Source organism: Cytobacillus sp. NCCP-133, assembly GCF_026011715.1.
Classification (GTDB): Bacteria; Bacillota; Bacilli; order Bacillales; family Cytobacillaceae; genus Cytobacillus.
On record NZ_BRVM01000012.1, the window covers coordinates 57,833 to 78,712 of the forward strand.

Genomic DNA, 20,880 nt, shown 5'->3' on the forward strand with positions numbered 1-20,880 from the left:
GCAGCAAAAAAAATGGGGTAATAGATTATTAGACAATTAAAAAAGGGAGATGAATATGAATGCGTAAACTTATTTATGCCTTATCAACTCTAATAGCCCTTACAGGCTGCGGAGCAGAGGAAGAAGCAAATAACCCTTCAAAAGAAGATGTAGAAGTAGAAGAAACAGGCATTGATGAAAACAACACAATGGAAGGACAAAAAGGGGCGGAAGAGCCTTTATCAGTTGCAGAATTAGATGATCGGATAAATGAGGGCATGAACTTGGATACTTACTCTTCAGAGATACAGGCATGGGCTGAAAAGGGACAAGTGGAGATGGAAGAGACTGTGAAAATAGAAAAAGAGGATACGATCTCGGCAGATATACTTCAGCTTGCTGATGGCTTTCTTGGTGTTGCCTATGATGCAAAAGAAGTGACAGAAGTAAAGATGTTCCAGTCAGTGGAGGAAGCAAAAGAGTATTTTGAATCCCTTTAATGCTGAAGGATGACCTTCCTATGGAAGGTCTTTTCTTATGATATCAGAATTTATATCCTTTGAACATAGAAAACTGTCTAGCTTAAGGCGGCTACCCCCTCGAGGTCATAAGCTTCTCTTGTTGAGACTCCTAGGGACTCGAGGTCATAAGCCGATCCTTCCAGAAGGTAAGAACATCTTCTTACATGGCTTCTCTTATGCCTGAGGCCCGCAGGACAAGGAAGGCTTCGTCAGCAAATCTTTTGGCACGAAGAAAAAGCGGCAGCTTTTTTTGAAGATAACCATCGCACGACCGAAACCGGCAGCTTTTGGGAGGATGCGGGTCATGCAGACGCTGCCACAGAACGTGGCGCTCTTAGTCTGCGTTCCTTCGTGGGCAAGTCGCCTTGCGCTTTTCTTATTCCTTGCTGTTAACCATAATAGCAGCCACCTGCATCAATCGATCATAGAATAGTGCTGAGGCCGGATTTTGTTCTAATCCCGTTTCTTTGAAGGCTTCCTTCATGCAGCCAAGCCAGCGTTCCGCTCTTTTCGGCGTAATTTCAAATGGCATGTGCCGCTGTTTCATTGCCGGGGGGCCGAATTCCTGGCTATAGAGGGGTTGGCCACCAAGAAATTGAGTAAGGAACATCCGTTGTTTTCTCTTGATTTCCTCCATGTCCCCTTCAAAGAGAGGACTCAAGATTGGATCGGCATAAACTCGGGGATAAAAAGCATCCACTAGTTTTTCAATTGTTTCAGAACCGCCTATTTCCTCAAAAAGCGTTTTAAACTCCTGCAAATTTTTTCACCCTGCTTCATGAACATTATTTTATTGTCATTATATAGCAACTATTTTAGCTTAAGCGTGATATATATCACAATTCAAACATTTTTGAAAGTATGGTAGGAAAGAGAATGGAAAGGGTGGGAAACATGGAGAAAAAAGACTGTCTCAAGTGAGGGAGCCGGGACGCAGAAAAAAAAGAAGCGGCCATGACAGGTACTGGAATTTCTAAAATTCTTGACCTTCAGCATAGCCGATTTCTCGTCGTTTACTGCAATAACTGCGGCTACTCAGAATTCTATAAAAAGAACTCATCTGCTGCAGGCAATGTCCTCAATTTTTTCTTTGGAGGATGAATTCCTCCATACAAAAGTACTATCTCTATTTGTTGAAGCATTGCAAGTCATATGGCCGTGCTTTTCCACTTTTTAACTTTGAATTTGACTGTTGAGGACATGAACAAAATCAACGGCTTAAATGAAAATCGCCGTGTAGGTCCAGATCCTGATAACTTTGATTTTTAAATTAAACGAACAAACCGGCTGGCAATAAACTCAGCCGGTTTTCTTTATGTTGATTTTATTTTTATTTCTCAAAATAATCCCGAAATTCTTCTGTATCCGATTCTGCTTTGTTTTGGTAATAAGGATTGTCATCAGTTGAATCCTCTGGATCTAAATTTGTCTTGATAACAAGTGTTGGTCCTGTGGTGTGCTTTGCAATCATTCGATCATCAAGCTCGTCAAAATCCGGCAGCTTTTTGCTTCCTGGTTTTAATGGATCCATGTTGCACCTCCCAATTCATAGGGTGTAATAAGAAACACGAGAATATGCACGATTTGGAATATACAGGCCAAAAAAGGTTTGCAAATAGACAAAAAAGGTAAATAGGAAAGAAAACAAACATTTGCAACCACCAAAAAGAACGAAAATGCGTTATCTGGTACAGGATGAAAAATATTTTTTTACACCCTTTTATATCAGAACTTAATGTGACGGTACCCAAGTGTTATGGAGGAAAAGACTATGAGTATTTTTGAAAACATATTGGATATTTTGGAGAAGAAAGGCCCCTTATCGATACCCTCTTTGCTCGATGAGATGAATCGGCTTAGCCGTTTTCAAAATACAAACCGTACACCCATTGAACTTTCACATGTTAAATCGGTAATAAGCAGGAAGAGAGAGCTTTTTACAATAAAAAATAATAGGGTTACCATTGATCCTGATAAAGATCCGGTTCAGTTAAGTCTAAACCTCGGAGGTTATCCAGGACCCTGGTATAAAATTGAAATTGATTTTATCAATGAGCGTTTTGTTTACTTCGAATGGCATTTAAGTTCTTTTTCTCCAAGGAATGAACTGCCTAAAGTATCAGGCAGCATCGAAGATTTCAAAAAGGAGCTATATCGTCTGAAAATCTGGAAATGGCAGTCTGAATACAACCATCCAGGCATCATTTTAGATAGTATAGCCTGGTCCGTTAAGCTGATTACGAAAGGAAACATTTATGAGTGCAATGGAGTACAATCCTTTCCAAATGGCTGGGAAAGGTTTTGCAAGGCACTTGCCAAGCTTACAGGCAAATATATATGTTAAAAGCTGCAGCTGAAAGATTGCTGCCGCTTTTTATTCATTAGAATAAATCATTTTTAAAACAAAACACTTATTTTCTTCGTCAATGAACAGGCAATATTCTTCTTCTTCTGTAATATTCAGAAGTAATTGCAGTTCCTTGGGAATATGAATGGAGCCATTTTCAGAAACTAGCCTTTTATTATGGGTGGACTCCAGATTAGCTTTTTTAATAATAATCTGGTCTTGGTCGAAGCGAAGGTCTGCCAGCCTGCCTGGAAAAAGTCCAAATTGGACGCGCCACTTGCCGGGCAGCAGAATTTTGCCAGTTTTATTAAAGGTTTTGCATTTATATATTGTTAACATGCTGTTCAGCTCCTTCTATGATTGTTAATCTATTACACATTTTAGAACCTTCAAAACACTTTTCCGCAAAAAATTCCCATTATCCTTAGTTAGGCCTATAGATAGAATGAATAATTCTCCCCATTAAAACAAAACCTTTAAAAAAAGGGGTACGATGAATATAAAGGGTATCTCGATCATGATCTTACTTCTATCCTGGCTGACTATTCCTTTCATAGGCAGAAGGATTTTAATCGCTTCTATCCCGCTGCAATCCTTATGGGAGTGTATATCCTCGGAGAAGGGGCTATCGCAGTAAAAGCAAATGGTGGATTATAAAGACAAAATTCCATCCTAAACTTAAGCTTTTCAATATATTTGGCCTAAAGAATATAACAAATTTTAATGATCAGGAGGAGAGAGCATAATGGAGAAAAGAAAAGACATTCCATGCACGGATGAAAAAGATATTTTGCACCATCTTATGGAAGAACAAATTGCTTATATTTGTGTCAATGAAGAAGAAGAGCGTATGAGAGAAGAGAGCCAAAACCAACAAGAATAAGTGAAAAGAGGATTCGAATGAAAAAATTAATGATCAGTCTAATCGCATTGGCTTTCTTGATAACATCATACAGCCTTCCTGCATTAAGCGGAGAAGCTTTTGCGGAAAGACCCGAGCCCGCTTATGCAAAATGGGGAATACTTGCCATGAAGACAGCAAAAGAAAAATACCCTTCCGCCAAAGTCCTTGATTACTTGCATATCAGCAGGGAAAAGAAACGGAATTCAGAAATTGAAAAATTCAAGCTCTGGGTCGAGGACGGCGGGAAAGAATTCGGCCTCTATATTGATATTGAGTTTGATCCACAAAATGATAGGGTGATTCGAATTCATACAAGAAAATCTGCAAATTAACTCGTGCATTGAAATGCATTTAGATTATTCTTCTCCAAAATAGCCTTTACATATGGGAACAACGGCTTTTCTGCATGCTCGAATATTCTTTCTGTCTTTCGAAAGTCAATTATTTTCTCTGCAGGGACATCGTAGACCTGGAATGCCTTTCCGCTTTTCAGCAAGGGAAGAACTTCATCAGGATGAATCTATTTTCCAGATATTTAAATAAACGATTAAACTAGAGTGGGCCATGAATCTAAAATCGTCCCATCGAAATTCCATAGAACATTCATCCAAACAACTCCTTCCATTTATATGTATTCATGTAAAGGCTTTAAAAGGGGAAAGGTAAATATCCATTACAGTGAAAAGCCCCGGCAAGCTGCCGGGGTTTTTATTTATAATATCAGAATTTATATCCTTTTGAACTTAGATAACTGTCTAGCTCCAGGCGCCCTGCGCTTTTCTTATCTTAACACATTAAAGTATCTAGCTTCCGGATGGGCAAATACCATAGCTGATACAGATGCCTCCGGTTCCATCATACATCCTTCTGTAAGCTCGACACCAATATCTTCAGGATGTATAAGGTTGAACAGCTTTTTCTGGTCTTCAAGATCCGGACAGGCAGGATAACCGTATGAAAAGCGCTGACCTTGGTATTTCGCTGCAAAACGGTCTTTCATCGACATTTCGACTGGATCAGGGAATCCCCAGCGGTCGCGGATCTGGCGGTGGATCAATTCAGCTAATCCTTCTGCCGTTTCCAGGGCAAGCGACTGCAATGCATGACTCTCCAGGAATCTGCCTTCCTCTTTTAAACGGTCGGCCACTTCTCGAATGTCCCTGCCGGCAGTGACGGTAAAAAAGGCTACATAGTCCATTTGGCCGCTTTCCTTGGATTTCAGGAAGTCTGCCAGGCATAGAAATGGTTCGGTTTCCTGGCGAGGAAACACAAACGTTTCAATCACAGTCTTTTCGTCCTCATTATAGATATACACTTTATCGCCATCAGATTGGGCAGGGAAAAATTGATAAACCGCCTTAGGTTCAATCCAGTTATTCTCTTTTGATTCAGCAATCAGCTCATCAACCACTGTGTTTATCTTAATAGCCCTATCATCTTTTTCCGCAAGAAGCTTTTGCAGGTTTCCTTTTAAGCCAAGATGATGGCCAATCAGCATTTGCTTATTAATATACGGTTCGATATGGGAGAGGGAATACATTTTAAGCAAATGGCGCTTCAAATCTTTTGGTACAAATACGGGCACTTGAGTGCTCACTGTTGGTTTAGGTTTTACCGCAACAGCAACCGATCCGCGGTCAAACGGTACTGCGTTAAGCGCTGCAGCCTGTTTTTCTGCCTGCTGGATTCGCAGTTTTTCTGCTTCGCCGGGTTCCTGAAGCTGATTGGCTAAAGAGAGTCCGTTCATGGCATCCTTGGCATAAAGCACAAGACCGTCATATTCCTTGGAGATTTTAGTGTCAGTAAATTTCCTCGAGAGGGCAGCACCGCCAACTAACATCGGGATCTCGATGCCAGCCTGCTTCATGTCATGCGCGGTAATGACCATTTGCTGTGCTGATTTAACAAGCAAACCAGATAGGCCGACCATGTCTGGCTTCTCCCGCTTAATATTTTCGATCAACTCAGCAGGGGAGACCTTAATCCCCAGATCAATCACTTCATATCCGTTATTGCTAAGGATGATATCAACAAGGTTTTTGCCGATATCGTGAACATCGCCTTTTACTGTAGCTAGGATAATTTTTCCTTTTGAGGAAGACTGGGCAGCATCCTTTTCCATATAAGGCTCAAGGTATGCAACAGATGCCTTCATGACCTCAGCGCTTTGCAGAACTTCCGCGACAATAAGCTGATTATCATTAAACAATCTGCCGACTTCTTTCATTCCTTCCATTAATGGGCCATTAATGATATCAAGTGGAGCAGAGTATTCTTCAAGTGCCAGAGCAAGGTCAGGAATTAACCCTTCTTTTGTGCCTTCCAGAATATAATAGGCTAGCCTTTCCTCAAGTGTCATATCAGGCAGGACACTCTTGCTTTCTTTCTTTTTATCGCGATAAAAATCAGTGAAAACAGCAAGAGATTCATCCGTTGTTTCGAAAAGCAGCTTTTCAGCCATTTCTACTTCTTCTTTTGAAATGGAAGCAAATCTCTCTAGCTTTTCTGTATTTACGATCGCATAATCTAATCCTGCTTGAGTACAGGAATACAGGAATACAGAGTTTAAAATTTCCCGGCCGACAGGAGGTAGGCCGAATGATACATTGCTGATTCCCAGTATCGTCTGAACTTCCGGCAATGCTTCTTTGATTAGCCTGATTCCATCTACCGTTGCTTTAGCAGATCCAATGTATTGTTCATCCCCTGTGCCGACAGGGAAGACGAGGGGGTCAAAAATAAGATCCTCAGGTGGAATTTGGTATTTATTTACGAGCAAATCATAAGATCGCTTTGCAATCTCAACCTTTCTCGCAGCTGTAACACCCATGCCTTCTTCATCTATCGTTCCGACCACAACAGCTGCACCGAATCGATGGACGAGAGGGGCAATTGTCTCAAAGCGCTCTTCGCCATCCTCCAGGTTAATGGAATTGATGATCGCTTTACCCTGTGAATATATGAGAGCTTTTTCAATCACCTTTTCATCTGTCGAATCTATAACCAGCGGAACTTTGATCTTTTTAACCAATTCCTTTATGAAATTCTCAACATCCTGCATTTCATCACGGTCAGGGTCAGCAAGGCAAATATCAATGACGTGGGCTCCGCCTTTTACCTGGGCACGGCCTATCTCAGCTGCTTCCTCGAATTTCCCTTCAGCAATCAGCCTTTTAAATTTGCGTGATCCGATTACATTTGTGCGCTCTCCGACCATAATCGGCCTTAAAGTAGGGTCATCATAAATCAAAGGTTCAATGCCAGATACTTTGTGCAGGGAATTTTTTTCAAATGTACGAGGGCTATAATCCTTTACGGATTCGGCTATCGCCTGGATATGTTCAGGAGTAGTCCCGCAGCATCCGCCCACAATATTCAGCCAGCCTTCCCTGGCAAAACCCTCAAGCTTGCTCGCCAGTGATTCAGGTGTTTCATGGTATTGTCCTTCTTCATCAGGCAAACCTGCATTCGGATAGCAGCTTACAGCAGTTGAGGCCAATCCGGATAATGAACGGATATGGTCCTGCATGAATTCCGGCCCTGTCGCACAGTTAAGACCTACAGCTAAAGGATTCATATGCTCAAGTGAAATATAAAAAGCCTCGATTGATTGGCCTGCAAGGGTAGTGCCCATCGGTTCAATGGTTCCTGAAACAATGAGAGGAAGTTTTTTTCCGGTTTTTATCGATGCATTTTCAATGCCGATAAATCCAGCTTTCACATTCAGCATATCCTGGCTTGTTTCCAAAAGGAGAAGGTCTGCTCCTCCGTCAATTAACCCGCGCGCTTGTTCTTCGTATGCTAAAGCCAAATCTTCAAAAGTGGATCCGCCTGTTACGCTCAGCGTCTTAGTGGTAGGTCCCATCGCACCTGCCACATACCTTGGCCATTCAGGTGTAGAGACACGCTCGGCTGCCTCACATGCAATTTCAACTGCTTTTTTATTGAGTTCATATGCTTTATCTTCAAGATCGTAATCTGCGAGAACGATGCTTGTGGCACCAAAAGTATTCGTTTCGATAATATCTGCGCCAGCTTTTAAATATTCCATATGGATATGCTCAATTACAGATGGAGCGGTTACGTTTAAGAATTCGTTGCAGCCTTCATACTCCTCGCCGCCAAAGTCTTCCGCTGTTAGGTTCGCTCTTTGGAGCATGGTGCCCATTGCACCATCCATGATTAAAATTTTCTTTTTTAGCTGTTCTGGCAATGATGGTTTATGCATGTAGTTTCCTCCTTGAAAGCCGTTCAGTCGTTTTTTTGGCATAATTGGATAGCTCGACAGTCATTTCGTAGCGCATGAAAGGAGTAATCAGGTAAATGCCGTTAAAAAGCTCAGCAGCAGCATCAATCAGTGATTTTGCGATGGTGATTCCTTCGCGGCTAGCTTGAGCAGGGTCATCCTTTAATGCAGCCATCCGGTCTCTGATGCTGTCGGCTATTTTAATACCAGGTACTTCATTATGAAGGAACTCTGCATTTCGGCTGCCGGTTAATGGCATCAGGCCTATATACACAGGTGCATTTAAACCTTTTACAGCTTCATGTACCTCCAGCAATTTCTCCTCTGAGAAAACAGGTTGAGTTATGAAATAGTCTGCACCATGCTCAATTTTCTTTTCGAGTCTTCCAACAGCTTTTTCCAATGAGCGGACATTGGGATTAAACGCGCCTGCAACTGAAAAGTCTGCTTTTTGGCCAAGATCTTTACCCGAAACCGATAATCCTTCATTTAACTGCTTGATCATGCTGATCAGTTCAAAGGAAGAAACATCATAAACAGAGGATGCACCAGGAAAATCACCGACTCGCGCCGGGTCTCCGGTTACGGCTAACACATCATTTAATCCGAGAGCATGGAGCCCCATTAAATGGGATTGAAGCCCGATGATGTTCCTGTCCCTGCATGTTACATGCACTAGGGGACGCAAACCGGTTTGCTGCTTTACCAAATAACCAAGGGCAGAGTTGCAGACCCTCGGGGACGCAAGGGAATTATCTGCAAGAGTAATAGAATCAATCCCAGCGTCCTTTAATGCATGTGCGCCTTCAAAAAAGCGAGCAGTGTCTAGCTTCCTCGGGGGATCCAGTTCCACAATCACAGAAGGCCTTTCCTTCACAATATCGTGCAAAGGAGGGAGTTCCCTGGCTGGTGCCGGCTTTTCCGACACGATGATTTTCTCTCTAGTTTTTACTTCTTTTTCCTGAATCGGCGGCAGCCCCTTAAGCTCATCGGCAAATGCCTTGATATGTGCAGGGGTAGTCCCGCAGCAGCCACCTAAAAGGCGAACCCCCTGATTGCGAAAGTCAATCGCCGACTGGCGGAAATATTCAGCATCTCCTTCATAATGGAATTTGCCGTCCGTATAAGCAGGGATGCTTGCATTAGGATAAGCGGAAAGGAATGCTTGTTTGGGCAGCTGCACGCTCTCTAGCGTTTTCAGCATATGATGAGGACCAAGCCTGCAATTGAGACCCACCACATCAGCACCGGCGCTTTCAAGCCTTGAAAATGCCTCACCAATAGGGGTCTGGTCCTGAAGGACACCTGCTTCCTGGAGCGAAACCTGTGCGATAACCGGCAAATCGGTTTCTTTTCTGGCTATGGCCAGCACCGTTTCAAGTTCTTCAAAATCATAATAGGTCTCTAGCAGAATACCATCTACCCCCTCAAGCAGAAGACAATATAACTGCTCACGAAAACTCCTTTTGATTTCATCAAGCGATGTCATATTAGGCTTAATCCCTCTAACGCCGCCTATTGTACCAGCTACATAGACCCTGCCGCTGGATGCTTTTTTAGCAATCCGGGCTGCTGCGCTATTAATGTCTTTCACAGAGTCCTCGAGACCGTATCTCTGGAGTTTCAAATAATTAGCAGCATAAGTGTTGGTTTGAATCAGCCCGGCACCGGCCGCAATATACGCTTCATGAATGTGCTGAATCTGTTCAGACTGTGATAGATTCAATTCTTCAAAACAGCTGTCTGTACCGTAGGAGTATAGGAGAGTTCCCATCGCCCCATCAGCTATGATTATCTCATTCTTTAATTTATCAATAAAACTCAAGTGATCACCCCCGCTGTAAAATCGATTGTTTTGATTGCTCTGCAGCAGCCAAAGCTGCCTTGAAATCTTCTATAATATCTTCAGCATTCTCTAAGCCGACAGAGAGGCGAAGAAGACTGTTTGTAATTCCGCGCTGCTCTCTTTCACCCGCAGGCATCGCGGCATGGGACATTTTTGCAGGATAGGAGAGGATGGACTCAACAGCCCCAAGACTTACTGCAAAAACAGGAATTTGTGCATTTTCTACAAACGTTCTCATTGTTTGCTCATCTTCAAGCTCAAAAGAGAGGACAGCCCCTCCGTTAACTGCCTGTTTCTTTTGCAGTTTATAGCCCGGATGGTCCGCAAGCCCAGGGTAATGCACTTTTTTTATAGATGGATGAGCTGCGAGGAACGCAGCAATTTTCTCTGCTGATTTGACTGATTGAACCAGGCGGACATGAAGGGTTTTAATCCCTCTAAGGACAAGCCACGCATCCTGAACACCTAACACAGCCCCAAAGGAATTCTGCAGAAACGCCAATCTTGATGCCAAATCAGGATTCTTCACAACAGCAAGGCCGGCCACGACATCGCTGTGACCAGATAAAAACTTTGTGGCACTATGAAGGACAATATCTGCACCTAAAGCGAGCGGTTTTTGAAGAGCAGGGGTAAGGAATGTATTATCAACAAAGGTTAAGGCTCCGTGTTGTTTAGCAAGGGAGGTGATTGCCTGGATATCGGTTACCTTCAATAATGGATTTGATGGAGTCTCTACATAGAACACCTTTGTGTTTGGGCGGATGGCCGACTTAACTTCTTCCAGATTCGTCATATCAACGAATGTATGCTCGATGCCAAAGCGAGTCAGAACTTCTGTTACCATCCGGAAGGTGCCGCCATACACATCTTCGGTGATGACAACATGGTCATCCTTTGACAAGAGAAGGAAAGCGGTCGAAATGGCAGCCATTCCTGATGAGAAAGCAAAACCTCTTGTTCCTTCTTCAAGTTCGGCGATTACTTCTTCCAATGCTTCTCTTGTTGGATTTAAGCTGCGGCTATAATCGTATTTTCCGAATGTATCAAGATCACTTTGATGAAAAGTGGAAGCATGCTGAATCGGAACACTGACAGCGCCTGTTTCTGGATCGTATTTATGATTATTGTGCAGTAACTTTGTTTGGAATGAAAATTTGTTGCTCATCGTACAGCCTCCTTTAATACACTTGCAAAAGCATGCTCCAGATCCGCCTTTAGATCTTCAGCATTTTCAATTCCAACTGAGAAACGCAATAGTCTGTTGCAAACTCCAGTCTCAATACGAACTTCTTCAGGAATGTCAGCATGTGTTTGTGTTGCTGGGTAGGTAATGAAACTCTCAACGCCGCCAAGGCTTTCGGCAAACGAAATGAGCGAGAGGCTCTGCAGAAAAGGATTTACCCATGATTCATGTTTGATCCGGAAAGATATCATACCGCCGTTTCCGGGATACAATACATCCGTAACCGCATCATGTTCTCTTAAAGTTGCCACTAATTCTTTTGCATTCTTTTCATGGCGTTCCATACGAAGGGAAAGAGTCTTCATGCCTCGAATCAATAACCATGAATCAAAAGGGCTTAATACGGCACCTGCTGCGTTGTGGTTCATAGCCAGCGATTCACATAATTCCTTTCCTTTAGCCACAATCAGGCCAGCAAGAACATCATTATGACCTCCAAGATATTTTGTTGCGCTATGGATCACAATGTCAGCTCCCAGCTTTAGCGGCTGCTGAAGGATAGGAGTGTAAAACGTGTTATCAACGATTAACAGGACATTATGCCGCTTTGCAATTTCAGCTGTTTTTTCTATATCTGTTTGTTCCATTAGCGGATTAGTCGGTGTCTCAAGGAAAATAGCTTTGGTATGTTCTGTAATTAAGTTTTCAATATCTTCCGGCTTGCTTGTATTCACATATTTGCTGTGAAGACCCCACTTTTTGAACCCCTGTTCCAGCAAACGATATGTACCCCCATATAAATCCTTCGATACAATCCACTCATCCCCGGATTTAAAAAGAGATAGAATCGTTAGGATGGCCGCCATTCCAGAGCTACAGGCATATCCCTGATCTCCTTCCTCAAGATCGGCAATTGCTTTTTCAAGAAGCAGTCGGGTAGGATTTCCAGTACGGCTATAATCAAAACCCGTAGACTGGCCGATGCCCTCATGGCGATAGGCTGTCGAAAAATAGACAGGGGGATTTACAGCTCCTGTTGCGGTTTCACTTTTGTTGCCAATTTGGGCTAGTTTGGTATCAAGTTTATACATATGCGTTAACACTCCCTAAAAAAAATAAAAAAGCCTTCTGTAAGAAGAAGACTTTTAATTGGTTAGCCATTCTTCTTATCTTTCAAGTTTGAAAAACTTGCAGGAATTAGCACCTTTTCAATCATCGTACGATTGAAGGTTGCTGAGGCGTCGTCGGGCCTTACCCTCGACCTCTCTGGATAAGAAATCTATTATTGAATTTTCTCTAAACTTTACTACAGTAAACCGTTAATAGTCAACACTTTTATAACAAAATTCTTAATTGATTTAATTTTTACAAAAAGAAAAGGCTTTCATCCAAAAGGAGGAAAAGCATAATGGTTATTCTTCAATTAAACTATTCACGGGCACATCCATTTCTTTTTCCGGATCTGCTTTCGTATAAATGCGTGCAGTTTTACTATGCTCATCCACGTGCTGAATGATTACTGGGCTTCCATTATAAGTAACTCCAACCATTTCCGCAGACTCTGAGAGTTCTCGGGCTCTTCCAATATTCATGTTAAATACCTCCTGAATTAAATACTTGTAATTTACCTTAAATGAAAAAATTTATTCTCTATAAGGAGGTTATCTGGCATAAAATGTTAAGACAGAACAGCTTTTAATTTCAGAAAATTTAATCTATAATAAGAGAAAGCAATCTATTTATTCTGTGGAGGGAAGCGATCATGCAAGAACATAGTCACTGCCATCATCGTTTTTCAGAACTTGGAGGGCCTGCGGTTTTTAGGACCGAGGATGGAATTGAAGTGAATGTTTCATGTACAGGATTTCAGCAATGCACGTCATGCGGCCATATAGATTTTCCGGTGGACACAAGAGAAGCTATTGAATCTTTCCTAAAAGAAAGCAGAAAAAACCCTAATGCAGCCAAACAGATATATATTAACTTAGTGGAGACTTTTTAAAGCCGATTAAAAATCGGCTTTTTATTTTTGCCATTTCAGACGGAAAATTGCTCCTAGTTTATTCATATTAATATTGTTTACTGTTTAACAAATCATTTTCGTAATATAAGTTATTCGCCTGAAAATTATTTTGACATATTTCCACTATATTCATGTTTTAATCTTTGTATAACAAGATTTTCCGTGTTAGAATAGCTGTGGAAACGTTTTAACCTCTGAAAAAATTATTATTCGTAAAATAAAACGTTAATTCATTCTTCATTAAGGGTAATGAGTTCAGAGGGCGAAATGTATTGAATTATTTTATTTAAAAACAGTTATGGAGGTAATTTTCCATGAAAAAGCCATTGAATGGTGAGGGACCTTTTGAACAAGGATTTCATGGCCCTAACCTTGGCTATGTAATTGAACTATATGAGAGATACCTAGAGGATCCAAAATCAGTAGATCCTGACATGAAAGAGTTCTTTGAAAAAAATGGTTCTCCCATCCTTGGGTCTGAGGCTTCAAAATCTGCAGGCCAGGCGGTTTCGTCTATGCGTGCAGGCCAGCTTGAAAAAACTCTTGCAGCAATTCGTCTTGCTGATACTATCCGCACTTATGGCCATTTGGCTGCAGATATTTATCCGCTAGGGGATCATAAAACTGAAACTGATTTATTTGATCTAAGCAAATATGGATTAACTGAAAACGATTTAATGGAAATCCCGGCTGGAGTAATTACGAAGGATGCTACGTATCCTCTGCGAAACGGCTGGGAGGCTATTGAGTTTCTTAAAGAAGTATATATGGGACCTATTGCTTTTGAATTCCAGCATATTTACGAAGAAAACGAAAAAAATTGGCTTCGCCGCAAAATAGGGGCGAACAGCCATAAACTTTCTATGCAAAAAGAAGAGAGAATCAAAGTATTAAAAAGACTGACTGAAGTAGAGGAGTTTGAAAAGTTCCTTCATAAAACTTTTGTTGGCCAAAAAAGATTCTCTATTGAAGGCCTTGATACAATGGTGCCTCTTTTGGACGAAATTGTTTCCGAATCCGTATCAGACGGTGCAAAAACAATTAATATTGGAATGGCTCACCGCGGAAGGCTAAATGTTCTTGCTCATGTGCTAGGCAAACCGTATGAAATGATTTTTGCCGAGTTCCAGCATGCACCAAATAAAGAGCTTGTTCCTTCTGAAGGATCTATAGGAATTAACTACGGCTGGACAGGAGACGTAAAATACCACTTGGGATTAGACAAGCAAATCAAAGATGAAAATACTACAGTTGCAAGGCTTACTTTAGCAAATAATCCAAGTCATCTTGAATTTGTTGGCTCCGTTGTAGAAGGATTTACAAGAGCATCCCAGGATATCAGGACTCAGCCAGGTTATCCGAAAGTTGATCCTAAAGCCGCATTGGCCATTATCATTCATGGAGATGCAGCATTTCCGGGACAAGGAATCGTGGCAGAAACATTAAACCTTGGTCAGCTGACTGGATACAATACTGGCGGATCCATACATATTATCGCGAATAATACGATTGGATTTACAACTGAGTCACGTGATTCACGTTCGACAAGGTATGCAAGTGATCTTGCAAAAGGGTATGAAATGCCGATCCTTCATGTAAATGCGGACGAGCCTGAAGCTGTCGTCGCAGCAGCAAGGCTGGCATGTGAATATCGCGCTAAGTTCCAGAAAGATATCCTAATTGACCTGATTGGTTACCGCAGATTTGGACATAACGAAATGGATGAGCCAATGACAACCAACCCGCTCATGTATAACATCGTACGCAAGCGTCCAACTGTGAAGGCACTATACGCAGAAAAGCTTTTAAATGAAAGTATCATTTCAAAAGAAGAAGCGGAACAAATTCAGAACGAAGTATTGGAAAAAATGAAAACAGCTTACGAAAAGGTGCCAAAAGAGAAAAAGGAAGCAGAACCAACTAACCCGCCTGAAACCGTGGAAAAAGGCCTTCCTAAAGTTAAAACAGCTGTAATGATTGAGACACTTAAAAAGATTAATGAAGAACTATTAAAATGGCCTGAAGACTTCAAAGTGTTTGATAAACTCGGCAAAATCTTAAAGCGAAGAATAGAAGCGCTTGAGCCTGATGGAAAAATCGATTGGGGACTTGCTGAAACACTTGCTTTTGCCTCCATCCTATCTGATGGAACGCCGGTAAGATTAACAGGGCAGGACTCTGAACGAGGTACTTTTGCACAGAGAAATGTCGTGCTTCATGATCACATAACTGGAAAAGCCTATTCTCCTTTGCATAAGCTTTCAACTGCCAAAGCTTCTTTTGCAATTCATAATAGCCCTTTGTCAGAAGCAGCTGTTGTAGGCTTCGAATATGGCTATAACGTTTTTGCACCAGAAACGCTTGTATTATGGGAAGCTCAATATGGTGATTTTGCCAACGCAGCCCAAGTAATGTACGATCAATTTATCGCGGCAGGCCGGGCAAAATGGGGGCAAAAATCAGGTCTTGTTATGCTACTTCCTCACGGTTACGAAGGCCAGGGACCGGAGCACTCCAGTGCACGACTTGAGAGATTCCTGATTCTTGCAGCCGAAAATAACTGGACAGTCGCTAACCTGACTTCATCCGCACAATATTTCCATATATTAAGAAGGCAGGCTGCCATTCTTGGAAAGGAGGAAGTAAGGCCGCTGGTGATTATGTCTCCTAAGAGTCTGCTGCGTAATCCTTTAGTTGCTTCAACAGGACTTGAATTAAGCGAAGGCGAGTTTAAATCCGTTGTGGAACAGCCACGATTAGGTGAAAATCCTGAAAAAGTAAAGCGCATCGTACTCGGAACCGGAAAGATTGCCATTGATTTGGCAGAAAACCTTAAAAAATATGAAGATCAGGATTGGTTCCATATCTTACGTGTCGAAGAAATCTATCCATTCCCTATGGAAACCATTAGGGATATCCTAAGCCGTTATCCAAATACGGAAGAAATCATTTGGATTCAGGAAGAGCCTAAGAATATGGGTGCATGGAATTTTGTTGAGCCAAGGCTTAAGGAAATCGCCGGCAAAGAAATTGAAGTCCGGTATGTTGGCAGAAGACGCAGATCCAGCCCGGCAGAGGGTGATCCAACGGTTCATAAAAAAGAACAAGCACGCATTATCGATGAGGCATTAACACGCAAGCAAGAAGGAGGAAATTAAGGTGGCAGAAATAAAAGTTCCAGAATTGGCGGAATCCATTACAGAAGGTACAGTGGCACAGTGGCTGAAACAGCCTGGCGATACTGTCAATGCAGGTGATTATGTTGTAGAACTTGAAACAGATAAAGTAAATGTTGAAATCATCTCCGATTATAGCGGTGTTTTAAAGGACATCAAAGCACAAGAAGGAGATACAGTGAACGTGGGAGAAACGATTGCAATCGTTGATGAAAGCTCGGAAGCGGCTTCTGCACCTGAAAAATCGGAAGAAAAGCCTGCTGAAAAAGCTGAAGCTCCCAAAGCTGAACAGCCAAAGGCAGAGGAGAAGCCAGCCAAGCCTGCTGCAGAAGAAAAAACAGGCGGCCAGCGGCCAATTGCCTCACCAGCAGCACGAAAACTGGCAAGGGAAAAAGGAATTGACCTAAGCCAGGTTTCAACAGCTGACCCGCTTGGGAGAGTAAGGGCACAGGATGTAGAATCCTACAATCCAAACCAGGCAAAACAGCAGGATGCAAAGCCAGCCAAGCAAGCACCAGCATCCAAGCCTGCAGCTCAGGAAACTAGCGGCAAAGAAGTGGAGCGAATCAAAATGTCCCGCCGCCGCCAGACCATCGCAAACCGTCTTGTCGAAGTACAGCAATCAGCTGCCATGCTGACAACTTTTAATGAAGTCGATATGACAAACATCATGAATCTTCGTAAAAAGCGCAAAGACAAATTCTTTGAAGAAAATGATGTTAAGCTTGGCTTTATGTCATTCTTTACAAAAGCGGTTGTAGCTGCTCTTAAGAAAAATCCATTCTTGAATGCGGAAATTCAAGGGGATGAAATTGTCCTAAAAAAATTCTATGACATTGGAATCGCAGTGTCAGCGAAGGAAGGTCTTGTTGTACCTGTAGTACGTGATTCAGACCGCAAAAACTTTGCTGAAATTGAAAAAGATATCATGGATCTTGCCACTAAAGCCAGAGAAAATAAACTTGCTTTATCAGATCTTCAGGGTGGAACATTCACCATCACAAATGGCGGTATATTCGGATCCATGATGTCAACGCCGATTTTGAATGGCCCTCAGGTTGGTATCCTTGGAATGCACTCTATTCAGCTGCGTCCAGTTGCAATTGACGAAGAAAGAATGGAAAACCGTCCAATGATGTATATCGCACTATCCTATGACCACCGTATCGTAGACGGCAAAGAGGCGGTTACATTTCTTAAGCGGGTTAAAGAGCTTATCGAAGATCCGGAAAGCCTTCTATTTGAAGCGTAATAATGTAACAGAGCGGACGACTTTCCGCTCTGTTTTTTTAGTTTTTTTATTAGTAAAATAATTTTGCCTTAAGGAAACATTGTACTTGTTCTGAATACTATATTACTAAAAAGCAGGTGAATGAACATGCGGAGAAGGCAAATGAAGATATGGCAATATAGTATGATGTTAAAAAAACTTGGCGTCCTATCTAAGAAGGAATATGAAAATATCAAACAGGCAAATAAATTGAATGATCCATTAAGAAGGCATTAAAAAAAGCGGGAGCAGCTCCCGCTCTAACTTTCAATTAAGTATTGAACCATGGTTATGATGAACAAACCCTACTCTTTGAACGGCTTTAACCCGCGCTTTTGAATTTCACTTTTTAATATCCTAATCCATTCCTTTTCAGACCCTGACTTCAATGCATCACGATACGAGACGACCAACTGTTCATTACTCATAATTTTCATTCTGCATACCTCCTGGTAAATGGATTGAATATTCTATTTTTTAATTTATTGTAAGGGTTTTCTTAAGATTTGTGAACCCATTATTTAAAAAAATTATTTCATCTTGATGACAAGAGTTACATTTGATATCCAATATTGTTTACCCTAGTAAAGTATTTCTTATTGGACTTGTTAGAGCCTCACTTGTATCATTTTTATAGAAACAAAGAAGGAGGACAATGATGGAATTGAAACTGGATCATATCATTCATTTTATTAAAGGCCATCCTGCAGAAGCTGTGACTGAATGGAAGAAGCATGGTCGTGATGCTCTGATGGGCGGGAGCCATGAAAACTGGGGAACGTATAATAGTCTTCTGTACATTGGACAATCCTACTTAGAGTTTCTCTCAATTGAGGATCATAAAGTGGCGAGACAATCAGATAATCCCCTCATCAGGCAACTGATTCAGGACTTGCAAAATGGAGAGGGAATCGGACAAATTTGCTTCAGAACCAATCACATCACTCAGCTGAAAGAAGAACTTGAATGCAGGGGCTGTGATACTTATCCGCTTTTTCATGGAAGCCGAAAGCGTGAAGATGGAAGTATGATAAAGTGGAAAATGCTTTTTATAAAAATGAATCCTTATTATAAGTATCCGTTCTTTATCGACTGGGGAGTGCAGGATGAAATTAGATTCGCAGAATTAAAGCAGCTGGGCATGCTGGATAAAAAGCTTGAAAATGCTGCAGTTCATTCTATTTACATTGCTTCAGAAGACAGTGTAAGAGCTGCAAAAGAATGGACAAAGCTATTTCCTTTTATAATGAAGGATACATATACCACAGCAGACCATAATGAAAAAAGGAGTGCTATACTAGCTGGCACTGCCGAGATTATTTTTTGCCAGCCTCTTAATGGAAAAAGCCAGTCAGCTGCTGTGTTACAAACTCGCGGAGAAAGACCCTTCAAAGTTCACCTTGCGCCATCATTAATAAAAGATATAGACATTTTTGGATCAAGGTATTCTTAAAGGCTGTTTTCATAAGTAAAAACTATATCACTCTAAACAATAGTTTCCAGTTTCATAGCGTTATTAATATACGAAAATATTGAATATTCAGCAATATGTGTTAACATATTATGTAAGCGTTTTATTATTAACATCTTAGAGAAATCTCTGCATAATGATTTAATCATAGTTCAAGGAGGATTTCTGGATGACAGAATTGTTAAATCTTACAGTAGGGAAGCTCCTCGAGGAGAAAAGCAAGCTTCACCCTGATCATGAAGCTGTAGTTTATGCAGATAGAGGGCTGCGCATGACCTATAGGGAATTCGATGATTATTGCCGGCTTGCGGCTAAGGGTTTTATGAAACTCGGCCTCAAAAAGGGGGAGCATATAGCTGCATGGTCTACAAATACACCGGAATGGCTGACATGCCAGTTTTCTACAGGCAAGATGGGGGCTGTGCTCGTAACCGTTAACACAAATTATCAGGCAGCTGAGCTGGAATATCTATTAAAACAATCCGATTCAACTACAATCGTTTTAATGGAAAAATACAGAGATATCTCTTACATAGAAATGCTGTACAGCATCGTGCCCGAACTAAAGACTTCAGAGCCGGGACAGCTGCAGAGCAATCGGCTTCCTTACTTAAAGAATGTCATTGTAATGGGCGAGAAACGCTTCCCTGGCACGTACGGCTGGAATGATATTATTAAGTTGGGGGAATCGGTCACCGATGAAGAACTAAATCAACGGATGGAGAGCCTTGATCCACACGATGCGATTAACATGCAATACACTTCAGGGACTACAGGATTCCCGAAAGGTGTTATGCTTACGCATAATAACATTGTTAATAACGGCTATAACATCGCTAATTGTATGCGTTTGACAAGAGATGACCGTTTATGCATACCGGTCCCATTTTTCCATTGCTTTGGATGCGTTCTCGGCACAATGGCTTGTATATCAGTTGGAGCTACTATTATACCTGTGCAGGAATTCAGCCCTAAAGCTGTACTGCAGACTGTCCAGAATGAAAAGTGCACTGGTCTCCATGGTGTACCTACCATGTTTATTGCAGAGCTCAACGATCCTGAATTCAGCAAGTATGACTTATCAAACCTTCGAACAGGCATCATGGCCGGCTCCAATTGTCCAATTGAGGTGATGAAAGGAGTGATCGAGAAAATGGGCGCAAGCGAGATTACCATCGCTTATGGCCAGACAGAATCGTCTCCGGTCATTACCCAGACGCGGACAGACGATCCAATTGAACTGAGAGTGGAATCGGTTGGTCGAGCACTTCCAAATGTTGAAGTGAAAATTATCGAACCAGGTACAAATAAGGAAGTTCCGCGCGGTGTCCAGGGGGAGCTATGCACTAGAGGCTACCATGTCATGAAGGGGTATTATAAAAATCCTGAAGCTACGAAGGAAGCCATAGATCCAGACGGCTGGCTGCACACCGGTGATCTGGCCGTAATGGATGAGAAAGGATATTGCAAGATAACGGGCAGACTAAAGGATATGATCATCCGGGGAGGAGAAAACATTTATCCCCGTGAAATTGAGGAATTTCTTTACACCCATCCATCCATACTTGATGTTCAGGTTGTAGGTGTCCCTGATGCTGTTTACGGGGAGGACGTAGTTGCCTGGATTATATTAAAAGAAGGCGAAGAAATAACAGATAGAGAACTCCGAGAATTTTGCAAAGGAAAAATCTCACGGCATAAGATCCCGCGCTATATTGAATTTACAAAGTCCTATCCAATGACTGCTTCTGGTAAGATTCAAAAGTTCCGTCTGCGTGAACAAGCAAAGGAAGTCATTGAGAAATCCAATACATTAAAGTAATTGTTTCATCATTCCCTGTTGGCTCTTCAGCCAGCAGGTTTTTTACCCTTCTCCATCTTTTTTCAATCAAAAGTCTCATAGAATATCAT

Annotated in this window: 18 protein-coding genes, 2 pseudogenes and 1 riboswitch; of the genes and pseudogenes, 11 read left to right on the forward strand and 9 right to left on the reverse strand. The window is 41.8% G+C overall.

Features of this window, described 5'->3' with window-relative positions; genetic code table 11:
• The first annotated feature begins 59 nt into the window (after positions 1-59).
• The gene (locus tag NCCP133_RS14410; RefSeq protein WP_264805737.1) at positions 60-479 is read left to right on the forward strand and encodes a hypothetical protein; all 420 of its coding nucleotides are present in this window, start codon (positions 60-62) and stop codon (positions 477-479) included.
• A 397-nt stretch (positions 480-876) separates the two neighbouring features.
• Here the strand turns inward: NCCP133_RS14410 and NCCP133_RS14415 are convergent, their stop codons facing one another.
• Positions 877-1,260, reverse strand: a complete 384-nt coding sequence (locus NCCP133_RS14415) for a globin domain-containing protein (protein WP_264805738.1) — start codon at positions 1,258-1,260, stop codon at positions 877-879.
• Between the two features lie 134 nt (positions 1,261-1,394).
• On the opposite strand from NCCP133_RS14415, the pseudogene NCCP133_RS14420 reads away from it, so the two are divergent.
• Positions 1,395-1,601, forward strand: a pseudogene (locus NCCP133_RS14420) (zinc ribbon domain-containing protein).
• Positions 1,602-1,669: 68 nt separating this feature from the next.
• A pseudogene (locus tag NCCP133_RS14425) lies at positions 1,670-1,769 on the forward strand (aldo/keto reductase); the annotation flags it as partial.
• Between the two features lie 61 nt (positions 1,770-1,830).
• Here NCCP133_RS14425 and NCCP133_RS14430 read toward each other — a convergent pair.
• Complete coding sequence (locus tag NCCP133_RS14430) at positions 1,831-2,031, reverse strand: hypothetical protein (RefSeq protein WP_264805739.1); 201 nt, start codon at positions 2,029-2,031, stop codon at positions 1,831-1,833.
• Between the two features lie 240 nt (positions 2,032-2,271).
• Between NCCP133_RS14430 and NCCP133_RS14435 the strand changes: the two genes are divergently transcribed.
• Positions 2,272-2,844: a hypothetical protein gene (locus NCCP133_RS14435; RefSeq protein WP_264805741.1), complete on the forward strand. Its 573-nt coding sequence runs from the start codon at positions 2,272-2,274 to the stop codon at positions 2,842-2,844.
• Positions 2,845-2,874: 30 nt separating this feature from the next.
• Here the strand turns inward: NCCP133_RS14435 and NCCP133_RS14440 are convergent, their stop codons facing one another.
• Positions 2,875-3,186, reverse strand: coding sequence for a hypothetical protein (locus tag NCCP133_RS14440; RefSeq protein WP_264805742.1), 312 nt, complete (start codon positions 3,184-3,186; stop codon positions 2,875-2,877).
• Between the two features lie 406 nt (positions 3,187-3,592).
• Between NCCP133_RS14440 and NCCP133_RS14445 the strand changes: the two genes are divergently transcribed.
• Together NCCP133_RS14445 and NCCP133_RS14450 are read left to right on the forward strand one after the other, a co-directional pair.
• Complete coding sequence (locus NCCP133_RS14445; RefSeq protein WP_264805743.1) at positions 3,593-3,730, forward strand: hypothetical protein; 138 nt, start codon at positions 3,593-3,595, stop codon at positions 3,728-3,730.
• Between the two features lie 17 nt (positions 3,731-3,747).
• Positions 3,748-4,083 (forward strand): YqzG/YhdC family protein, encoded by a 336-nt coding sequence (locus NCCP133_RS14450; protein ID WP_264805745.1) that lies wholly within the window; start codon positions 3,748-3,750, stop codon positions 4,081-4,083.
• A 449-nt stretch (positions 4,084-4,532) separates the two neighbouring features.
• Here the strand turns inward: NCCP133_RS14450 and metH are convergent, their stop codons facing one another.
• The 5 genes from metH to NCCP133_RS14475 all read right to left on the reverse strand — a co-directional run bounded on the left by metH (position 4,533) and on the right by NCCP133_RS14475 (position 12,621).
• Positions 4,533-7,979, reverse strand: coding sequence for a methionine synthase (metH, locus tag NCCP133_RS14455; RefSeq protein WP_264805746.1), 3,447 nt, complete (start codon positions 7,977-7,979; stop codon positions 4,533-4,535).
• Positions 7,972-9,822, reverse strand: coding sequence for a bifunctional homocysteine S-methyltransferase/methylenetetrahydrofolate reductase (locus tag NCCP133_RS14460; RefSeq protein WP_264805747.1), 1,851 nt, complete (start codon positions 9,820-9,822; stop codon positions 7,972-7,974). Before NCCP133_RS14460 ends, metH begins: the two co-directional genes overlap by 8 nt.
• A gap of 4 nt (positions 9,823-9,826) precedes the next feature.
• Positions 9,827-11,011, reverse strand: coding sequence for a cystathionine beta-lyase (gene metC / locus NCCP133_RS14465; protein ID WP_264805748.1), 1,185 nt, complete (start codon positions 11,009-11,011; stop codon positions 9,827-9,829).
• Positions 11,008-12,120, reverse strand: a complete 1,113-nt coding sequence (locus tag NCCP133_RS14470; RefSeq protein ID WP_264805749.1) for a methionine biosynthesis PLP-dependent protein — start codon at positions 12,118-12,120, stop codon at positions 11,008-11,010. Before NCCP133_RS14470 ends, metC begins: the two co-directional genes overlap by 4 nt.
• 72 nt (positions 12,121-12,192) lie before the next feature.
• Positions 12,193-12,306, reverse strand: a riboswitch (SAM riboswitch).
• 135 nt (positions 12,307-12,441) lie between these two features.
• Positions 12,442-12,621, reverse strand: coding sequence for an H-type small acid-soluble spore protein (locus NCCP133_RS14475; RefSeq protein WP_264805750.1), 180 nt, complete (start codon positions 12,619-12,621; stop codon positions 12,442-12,444).
• Positions 12,622-12,791: 170 nt separating this feature from the next.
• Here NCCP133_RS14475 and NCCP133_RS14480 point away from each other — a divergent pair, with 170 nt between their 5' ends.
• The 3 genes from NCCP133_RS14480 (at position 12,792) to odhB (ending at position 17,480) form a co-directional block, all read left to right on the forward strand.
• Entirely contained in the window at positions 12,792-13,031 is a 240-nt protein-coding gene (locus NCCP133_RS14480) for a hypothetical protein (RefSeq protein ID WP_264805751.1), read from the forward strand.
• 335 nt (positions 13,032-13,366) lie between these two features.
• Positions 13,367-16,210: a 2-oxoglutarate dehydrogenase E1 component gene (locus NCCP133_RS14485; RefSeq protein ID WP_264805752.1), complete on the forward strand. Its 2,844-nt coding sequence runs from the start codon at positions 13,367-13,369 to the stop codon at positions 16,208-16,210.
• Between the two features lies 1 nt (position 16,211).
• Positions 16,212-17,480, forward strand: a complete 1,269-nt coding sequence (odhB, locus tag NCCP133_RS14490; RefSeq protein WP_264805753.1) for a 2-oxoglutarate dehydrogenase complex dihydrolipoyllysine-residue succinyltransferase — start codon at positions 16,212-16,214, stop codon at positions 17,478-17,480.
• Positions 17,481-17,803: 323 nt separating this feature from the next.
• Here the strand turns inward: odhB and sda are convergent, their stop codons facing one another.
• The gene (gene sda / locus NCCP133_RS14495; protein WP_264805754.1) at positions 17,804-17,935 is read right to left on the reverse strand and encodes a sporulation histidine kinase inhibitor Sda; all 132 of its coding nucleotides are present in this window, start codon (positions 17,933-17,935) and stop codon (positions 17,804-17,806) included.
• A gap of 221 nt (positions 17,936-18,156) precedes the next feature.
• Between sda and NCCP133_RS14500 the strand changes: the two genes are divergently transcribed.
• A complete protein-coding gene (locus NCCP133_RS14500) occupies positions 18,157-18,951 on the forward strand; it encodes a VOC family protein (protein ID WP_264805755.1) in 795 nt (264 codons plus the stop codon).
• A 196-nt stretch (positions 18,952-19,147) separates the two neighbouring features.
• Complete coding sequence (locus NCCP133_RS14505) at positions 19,148-20,791, forward strand: AMP-binding protein (RefSeq protein WP_264805826.1); 1,644 nt, start codon at positions 19,148-19,150, stop codon at positions 20,789-20,791.
• Positions 20,792-20,880: the final 89 nt, after the last annotated feature.